The organism is Microcystis flos-aquae FACHB-1344, assembly GCF_014698375.1.
GTDB classification, from domain to species: domain Bacteria; phylum Cyanobacteriota; class Cyanobacteriia; order Cyanobacteriales; family Microcystaceae; genus Microcystis; species Microcystis aeruginosa.
In genome coordinates, this window is sequence record NZ_JACJSW010000194.1 from 25,783 (window position 1) to 32,683 (window position 6,901).

7 protein-coding genes and 1 pseudogene are annotated in these 6,901 nt (G+C 42.7%); 5 read left to right on the top strand and 3 right to left on the bottom strand.

Features of this window, described 5'->3' with window-relative positions; all coding sequences use genetic code 11:
- Positions 1-8 precede the first annotated feature (8 nt).
- The 3 genes from H6G48_RS19860 to H6G48_RS19870 all read left to right on the top strand — a co-directional run bounded on the left by H6G48_RS19860 (position 9) and on the right by H6G48_RS19870 (position 1,735).
- Entirely contained in the window at positions 9-668 is a 660-nt protein-coding gene (locus H6G48_RS19860) for a glutathione S-transferase family protein (RefSeq protein WP_061430577.1), read from the top strand.
- Positions 669-965, top strand: coding sequence for a hypothetical protein (locus H6G48_RS19865; RefSeq protein ID WP_002758119.1), 297 nt, complete (start codon positions 669-671; stop codon positions 963-965). It begins immediately after the preceding gene.
- Between the two features lie 149 nt (positions 966-1,114).
- Positions 1,115-1,735 (top strand): chorismate lyase, encoded by a 621-nt coding sequence (locus H6G48_RS19870; protein ID WP_002758121.1) that lies wholly within the window; start codon positions 1,115-1,117, stop codon positions 1,733-1,735.
- A gap of 32 nt (positions 1,736-1,767) precedes the next feature.
- Here the strand turns inward: H6G48_RS19870 and H6G48_RS19875 are convergent, their stop codons facing one another.
- Positions 1,768-3,807 (bottom strand): hydantoinase/oxoprolinase family protein, encoded by a 2,040-nt coding sequence (locus H6G48_RS19875; protein ID WP_190722951.1) that lies wholly within the window; start codon positions 3,805-3,807, stop codon positions 1,768-1,770.
- Positions 3,808-3,891: 84 nt separating this feature from the next.
- On the opposite strand from H6G48_RS19875, the gene H6G48_RS19880 reads away from it, so the two are divergent.
- Both H6G48_RS19880 and H6G48_RS27560 read left to right on the top strand, forming a co-directional pair.
- Positions 3,892-4,899, top strand: coding sequence for a Gfo/Idh/MocA family protein (locus H6G48_RS19880; protein ID WP_190722952.1), 1,008 nt, complete (start codon positions 3,892-3,894; stop codon positions 4,897-4,899).
- Positions 4,900-5,090: 191 nt separating this feature from the next.
- Positions 5,091-5,233, top strand: a pseudogene (locus H6G48_RS27560) (IS630 family transposase); the annotation flags it as partial.
- A gap of 466 nt (positions 5,234-5,699) precedes the next feature.
- On the opposite strand, the gene H6G48_RS26515 reads toward H6G48_RS27560, so the two are convergent.
- Together H6G48_RS26515 and H6G48_RS19890 are read right to left on the bottom strand one after the other, a co-directional pair.
- The gene (locus tag H6G48_RS26515; protein WP_242034701.1) at positions 5,700-5,981 is read right to left on the bottom strand and encodes a hypothetical protein; all 282 of its coding nucleotides are present in this window, start codon (positions 5,979-5,981) and stop codon (positions 5,700-5,702) included.
- 84 nt (positions 5,982-6,065) lie between these two features.
- The gene (locus H6G48_RS19890) at positions 6,066-6,626 is read right to left on the bottom strand and encodes a DUF3782 domain-containing protein (RefSeq protein ID WP_190722953.1); all 561 of its coding nucleotides are present in this window, start codon (positions 6,624-6,626) and stop codon (positions 6,066-6,068) included.
- Between the last annotated feature and the right edge of the window lie 275 nt (positions 6,627-6,901).

Consider the following 6,901-nt stretch of genomic DNA (forward strand, 5'->3'; position numbering starts at 1 on the left):
AACAATTAATGCTTTTACTTCAATTTAGCACATCTCATTACTGTCGCAAAGCTCGTTTAGCCCTAGGTTATAAGGGGATTGATTACCAAGTAGAAAATCTCACCCCCGGACTACATATTCTCAAACTCAGTCCCCTAACTAAAGGGTTAACCACTGTCCCAGTTTTAATGGCAGCAGATGAGATTATTGCCGATTCTACTGCCATTTTAAAATATTTAGAAAAAGTAGTTCCTTTCCCCTCTTTTATTCCCGCTGGGGAAAAGGAGAAAAATCAAGCTTGGTTACTAGAGGATTGGTTAGATGAAAGTATTGGAGTAGCGACTAGATTTGTCTATTATAATTATCGCGCCGGAGAGGGAAAAGCGATCGATCCTTCCCTGAGTAGTCAAATAATTATTAATATCGTGCGACAACAATATAAAATCACCCCAGCCAGGGTAAAACTAGCGGAGGAGCGACTAGAAAATGCCCTCAAGATTCTAGAATATTGGCAAAATCAGGCCTATTTGGTGGCGGATAAATTAAGTGTAGCCGATATTGCCGCCACTGCCCTACTCAGTCCTCTGGCTCTAATTCCCAGTTATCGTCAAAAATATCCCTGGTTGTTTGCTAGAATCGGGGAAATTCATCAACAGTGTCGGGAAAAATTGCCCCCTGGTTTAAATTAAATGCAGCGAACGACAAAAATTATCATCCTCATCTCTATCGGTTTCTTATCGCCCCTAAAAGCCCTTGCTTTGCCCTCTCCTGAAGATATTCCCGAAGAAGTTTTACGAGCAGAAATTATCACTTCGGCTCGCTCGCCCCTTGATAATCAACCCCTAACTGCGGCAGAATATGCCTTACTAGAAGAACAATTAGCCACCAGCATTTATCCCCCCCAAATTAATCCCAAGATTCGACAATTAATTGCCCTGAGAAGATTACAAAAATTCCTCCAGATATTGATACCTTTCTATCGTTAAAATCAAAATAGTCAATCTCCTTTGGCAAAAGTGCATCTGCTAACCGAAAAGTTTAGAGAGAATTAGAGCAAGGCGATCGCTTTTATCACCAGCAGACAAAAATCCCGTGTTATGATTAATGAAAAAATCATAAAGTTTTGTAACAAACCTTGACTGCTATCCTCCGCCCCCAAGAAAAGCCCCTGCTTAATCGTCCTTGGTACTCCCTGTCCCCTCTCTGGCAAGGAGACGAAACCGATGTTAAACAAGGTTTACCCCATAGCCAACTCGCACCCCCGTGGCAGATTTTAATTCTCGGCGATGGTTCTCCCACCCGTCATTTACAACTTTTAACCGGTGAAAAAACGGAAGTGGATGTGATCGATATGTCCCCCATCGGCGACGATGAGGATGGCGCACCGATGAAAATTAGCCTGATTCCGGGGCCGAGATTGCGTCGTCAAGTCTGGTTACGCACAGCTAGTGGTCAAAGGTTAGCCTATGCCGCTTCTTGGTGGTCTGTCAATCAAGTGGACGAATATCTAGAAAATCGTTCCCTACCGATTTGGGAAAGTCTCTCGCGGCTGCACACGGAATTGTATCGCGATGTGCAGGGACTTTATTACGGTCATTCCCCGGAATTAGAAATAGCTTTTGGGGAAAAAGGAGCATTTTGGGGTCGTCATTACCTATTTTGGCACGCTCGCCAACCCCTTACCCTGATTTACGAGGTTTTTTCTCCCTATCTCCGTAAATACCTCGGCGAAATGAGAATTGATCAATTAGGATAACTGCCGTAGATATTTCTATGTAGTCCCATTAGTTAATCTTTGGAGAGAATTAAATGATTTTTCTCCGTTAATTTTGCCATCCAACCCGGTTCAATCACAATCGTGCTAATTTTTTCGATAATAATTGCCGGTCCAGCCAAACAATCAAAAGGTTGCAGATCTGAACGCTGATAAATTGGCGTTTCCCGCCATTGATTAGCCATAAAAACCGCTACTCGATCGAGCAGAGGAGGTAATTTTCCCATCGGACGGGAGCGAGTTAAAATTGCTTCTTTGGGACTGTCCATAGTCTGGATCAATTCCACGGCAATCGACTCAACAATTAAAGCTTTTTGTTCTTGCTTAAACCCATAACGTCTTTGATGTTCCCGTTCAAAATCCTGACGCATTTGATCGCTAAAATTAACCGCTAAAGTGGCATCACTGCCTTGATATTTTAAACTAACTTGCTGCCGCACCTGATTATAATCCTCTAATTCCCGACCCGCTAAAACTTCTAATTCGTTCATCTCCGTGAGTAACTGCCCGATTAAATCGGCATTTAACGGCTGTTCGATCGCTTTTTCTTTAATTACCCTCAAATCGGCCAAACCCATGCCGTAGGCGCTTAAAACCCCGGCATAGGGATGGAGAAAAATACTTTTCATTCCCAGAGTATCGGCAATTAAACAGGCCACTTGACCCCCGGCACCGCCAAAGGTACAAAGAGTATAATCACTGAGATCATAACCCTTTTGTAGAGAGATTTTTTTAATCGCATTAGCCATATTTTCCACGGCAATTTGAATAAACCCCGCAGCCAGCAGTTCAGGACTATTATTACCCCCCATTCTTGCGGCCAATCCTTGAAACTTTGTCAGCACAATCTCTCTATCTAGGGGTAAATTTCCCTCTTGTCCAAAAATAGCGGGAAAATAGGCAGCTTGAATTTTTCCTAACAAAACATTAGCATCGGTAATTGTTAATGGTCCACCCCGTCGATAACAGGCAGGTCCCGGATTAGCTCCGGCACTTTCTGGTCCAACCCGAAAACGAGAACCATCATAGACTAAAATCGAACCTCCACCAGCGGCCACGGTGTGAATACTTAACATCGGCGCTCGCATTCTTACGCCGGCAATTTCGTTATCTGTTTGGCGCTCGTATTCCCCTTGAAAATGAGAAACATCGGTGCTAGTTCCTCCCATATCAAAACTGATAATTTTGCTAAATCCCGCCCTTAAACTGGTTTGTACTGCCCCAACTATTCCCCCCGCAGGACCAGATAAAATGCTATCTTTACCCTGAAATTTATCGGCGGTGACTAAACCGCCATCGGATTTCATAAATAACAAGCTAGTTTTCGGTAATTGCTGGCTAATACTATCAACATAGCGGCGTAAAATTGGCGATAAATAGGCAGAGACTACCGTGGTATCTCCCCGGGATACCAGTTTCATTAAAGGACTGACTTGATGGGAAATGGCTAGATGAGTAAAGCCGATTTCTTCGGCAATGGCTGCCACTTGTTTTTCGTGGTCGGGATAACGATAACTGTGCATAAAAACAATCGCACAACTTCGGATACCCCCTTGATAAACTGGTATTAAATCGGCTTTAACTTGGGCGGGATTAACGGCGATTAATTCTTGTCCTTGATGATCGTACCGTTCGGCCACTTCGATAACTTGTTCGTATAATAAAGAAGGAAGAATAATTTGACGGGCAAAAATATCGGGGCGATTTTGATAGCCAATTCTCAAGGCATCTTTAAAACCTTTGGTGATTAACAAAACCGTGCGCTCTCCTTTTCTTTCTAACAGCGCATTGGTGGCTACCGTTGTTCCCATTTTGATCACTTCGATGTTATCTAGGGAACCGCTAATATCTTTGATCCCTTGAATGACTGCATCTGGGTATTTTTCGGGATTTTCCGAGAGCAGTTTATAAAGAACAATCCACTGTTGATCGGCAAGGGGAACAATCAGAAATCTAGCGGCATCTCTAGCTAGTCGTTCAATAATTTCTGGTCGATCGATTATCGCCACTATATCGGTAAAAGTTCCCCCTCGATCGATAAAAAATTTTAACATAATCCCTCCCAGTTCTCAGAATCAATGAACAATTGCGCCTAATTCTTTTAAGATAAACTAGATTGATTTATCTGAGTAAGCAAAATGTCCACAGGAATCGCTATCTTAGGGGTAGGACGTTGGGGAGTCCATTTCGTCCGTCATTTTTCTCAACATCCCTCAGCACAAGTAGTGGCGATCGTTGACTCCTCCCCTGAAAAACTTCATCTCTGTCGCGATCAATTTAATCTCGATACTAATAAGGTTATTTTAGCCAATGACTGGGAATCAATTCGTCTTCACCCCGAAATCTCGGCTGTAGTCGTCGTTACTCCCGCCATCAGTCATTATCCCCTGATTAAAGATGCTCTTAATTTAGGTTATCACGTCCTCGCCGAAAAACCCTTAACCCTCAATCCCCAAGAATGTGGCGAATTAACGGCATTAGCGGCGAAAAAACAGCGTATTTTATTAGTTGATCATACCTATCTTTTTCATCCGGCCGTTATCACCGGACAAAAAGTCCTGCAATCTGGGGGTATCGGTAAACCTCTTTATGGTTATGCCACTCGCACCCACCTAGGTCCAGTTCGCCAGGATGTGTCCGCTTTGTGGGATCTAGCTATTCACGATATCTCGATTTTTAATCATTGGCTAAATAGTACCCCTGTATTAGTGCAAGCGCGAGGAACAGTTTGGCTACAACCTAATCTAGCCGATTTAGTCTGGTTAACCCTGATCTATGGCGATGGTTTTCAAGCGACTATTCACCTTTGTTGGTTGAATCCCGATAAACAGCGACGTTTAGGGATAGTTGGCAGCGAAGGGACTTTAATTTTCAATGAATTAGACTCTCGATCGCCTTTAACCCGACAAAAGGGCTATTTTGAACGTCAGGAAGCCTATTTTATTCCCCGGGGACAGGAGACGGAATCTATCCCTATTGCCGATGGTGAACCCCTAAAAGCATTGTGCGAACATTTTTTAGCATCGGTGGCTACGGGTGTCAATTCTCCTGTATCTTCGGGATCGGTAGGGACGGAATTAGTCAAAATCCTCCAAGCAGCAGAATTATCTCTAGCCAGAGGTGGAGAAATCCTGCGCTTAGAATAGGGAAACATGGGATCGATAGGTAGGGTCTGCTGAAAAAGTTTTTCGTGGGGGTAGGGTGTGGGGTGTGGGGTGTGGGGTGTGAAGTATAACCTGATTTGCTATTGACGAGGAGTTTGTACGGCGTTAGATTTATTAGAGGTTTCCTTAATTTGTACCCAGTAAGGGGGTATCGGAAATTCTGTTAATCCTTCCTGCAGCACAGGTTATGGCTTTTTGTCAATGGGGAAGCCAGATATTATGAAAACTTTTCCGAGTTTTTTCGGCTATTTATGGATGTCTGAATGATGCCCATCTGAAACAGAAACAAGAACTTGATTCCCTGCTCACCTTCTGATTTCACAAGTTTAATAAATCTCAGATTATGACCATCTAAAGTCTATCTCAGCATAGGCTAATTAATTTTATCACTGAACTTCCCCCGTATAAATATACTAGCTATGGCTCAAAGTCTTACAGAGCCTGAGTTAAAGCAATGTAATACTAATAAACTACTGGGTACAAACTCCTGAAATCTTTACGCAGACAGGGTTTGAGGCAAAATTTTTCAAATTTGACCCTTTGACCATTATAGCTTGTTTCCGGGCAGAAAACCATCAAAAACATGGCTACAGAGGGAATCGCTGACTCTAGAGATTAATGACACCATCTGTTACAATAAGGTTAGCGATCACTATACAGCCAACTCTACGGAATCGCTCTACTCCAGATACAGTCAACGGTACAGCCATTTTCAAGGGAAAAATGTACCCAGTAGCCTCTTTTCAATTTTTTCTGAGAAGCGACCTGCAGTAAGGGTTTTGTTAATTTTTTAGTATTTCTGTATGGGGGAAGTCCAGTAATATAGGAATCTTAGCCAAACCTTCAGCCGTAAACCGTTTCGCTAAATCTCCCGTCCCAGACTTCACAAACTCTTGTACTGCTAAGGTGACAAGCAAACCTGCTGTTAATGGCTCAGTCATTTTTAAATTTTCCTCTAATAGTAATTCAAATTGGGTTTGAGACTCTAAACGTTTAGAGAAAAATAAAATCTCTAAATTTTCAATCTCTCCACTCTTACCGATTAAAACGAGGGACAATTTCATCGCCAATCTCCTCAGATTTCTGTTCAGGATAGGGTGAACATCAGAAAACGAGTTTCTTTGAGAAACCCATTTTCTAAGCTAAACCTACCAAACCCGGGGCGTAAACTCCGCATCATTTAAAATTATTACATTTTCCCCTGACTGCACCAACACAAACAAACCCTGACGACAACCATAACTCGCCACCTCATTGGGAACAATCATCGCTGCCACCGCTCCCAAAGCCTTTACATCTCGAAAACGAGGCATTAACCGCTTAAACTTAGCCAAACGTTGTAAATGCTCATCCACATCCCTTTGAGTTAACTTACTTTTGACCTCCACTAAAATGGCATCGGTATCATTTACTACCAATAGATCAATCTCTAAACCCTCATTATCCCGTTTTACCGAAATACCAGGGTGAAACTCATGGACATCAATACCCCGCTCTTGAAAAAGACGCACCACCGCAGGACGTACTTGCCACTCGACAAACTCTCCTAAACGATTGCCCAACTCCCCAATCTGCTGACTAACTCTGTTAATTTGTTTATCTGTTTCTTTTTGAGCTTGGGATAACTCTTGTTGGGATTGGGATAACTCTTGTTGGGATTGAGCTAATTGCTTTAGTATTGCCCGAATCTCTTCAATAGTGGCTGTCATAATCAATTTTCTCAAGTTAAAGTGATGTAGCCTATACTCAAGGGATTTAGTATAATTTTAGCGTTGATTATTGGCAGGAATGGAATCGGCTCTCCCAGGTTTGGTGGGTAAAATGTATTCTAAGATACATTCCTCCTAGCGAGGGGGTGGAACGAACCACTTCAGACACAAAGGACACAAAGATCGATCCTATGTAAGTTAAACTGATCACACAGAACCTAGAAGATTTCGAGAAAAAGCTAAACCTACCAAACCCGGGGCGTAAACTCCGCATC

Bases quoted from the DNA above. Each gene is read 5' to 3' on its own strand.
- H6G48_RS19860 (WP_061430577.1), top strand. From the start codon at position 9: ATGCTTTTACTTCAATTTAGCACATCTCATTACTGTCGCAAAGCTCGT.
- H6G48_RS19865 (WP_002758119.1), top strand. From the start codon at position 669: ATGCAGCGAACGACAAAAATTATCATCCTCATCTCTATCGGTTTCTTA.
- H6G48_RS19875 (WP_190722951.1), bottom strand. From the start codon at position 3,807: ATGTTAAAATTTTTTATCGATCGAGGGGGAACTTTTACCGATATAGTG.
- H6G48_RS19880 (WP_190722952.1), top strand. From the start codon at position 3,892: ATGTCCACAGGAATCGCTATCTTAGGGGTAGGACGTTGGGGAGTCCAT.
- H6G48_RS26515 (WP_242034701.1), bottom strand. From the start codon at position 5,981: ATGAAATTGTCCCTCGTTTTAATCGGTAAGAGTGGAGAGATTGAAAAT.
- H6G48_RS19890 (WP_190722953.1), bottom strand. From the start codon at position 6,626: ATGACAGCCACTATTGAAGAGATTCGGGCAATACTAAAGCAATTAGCT.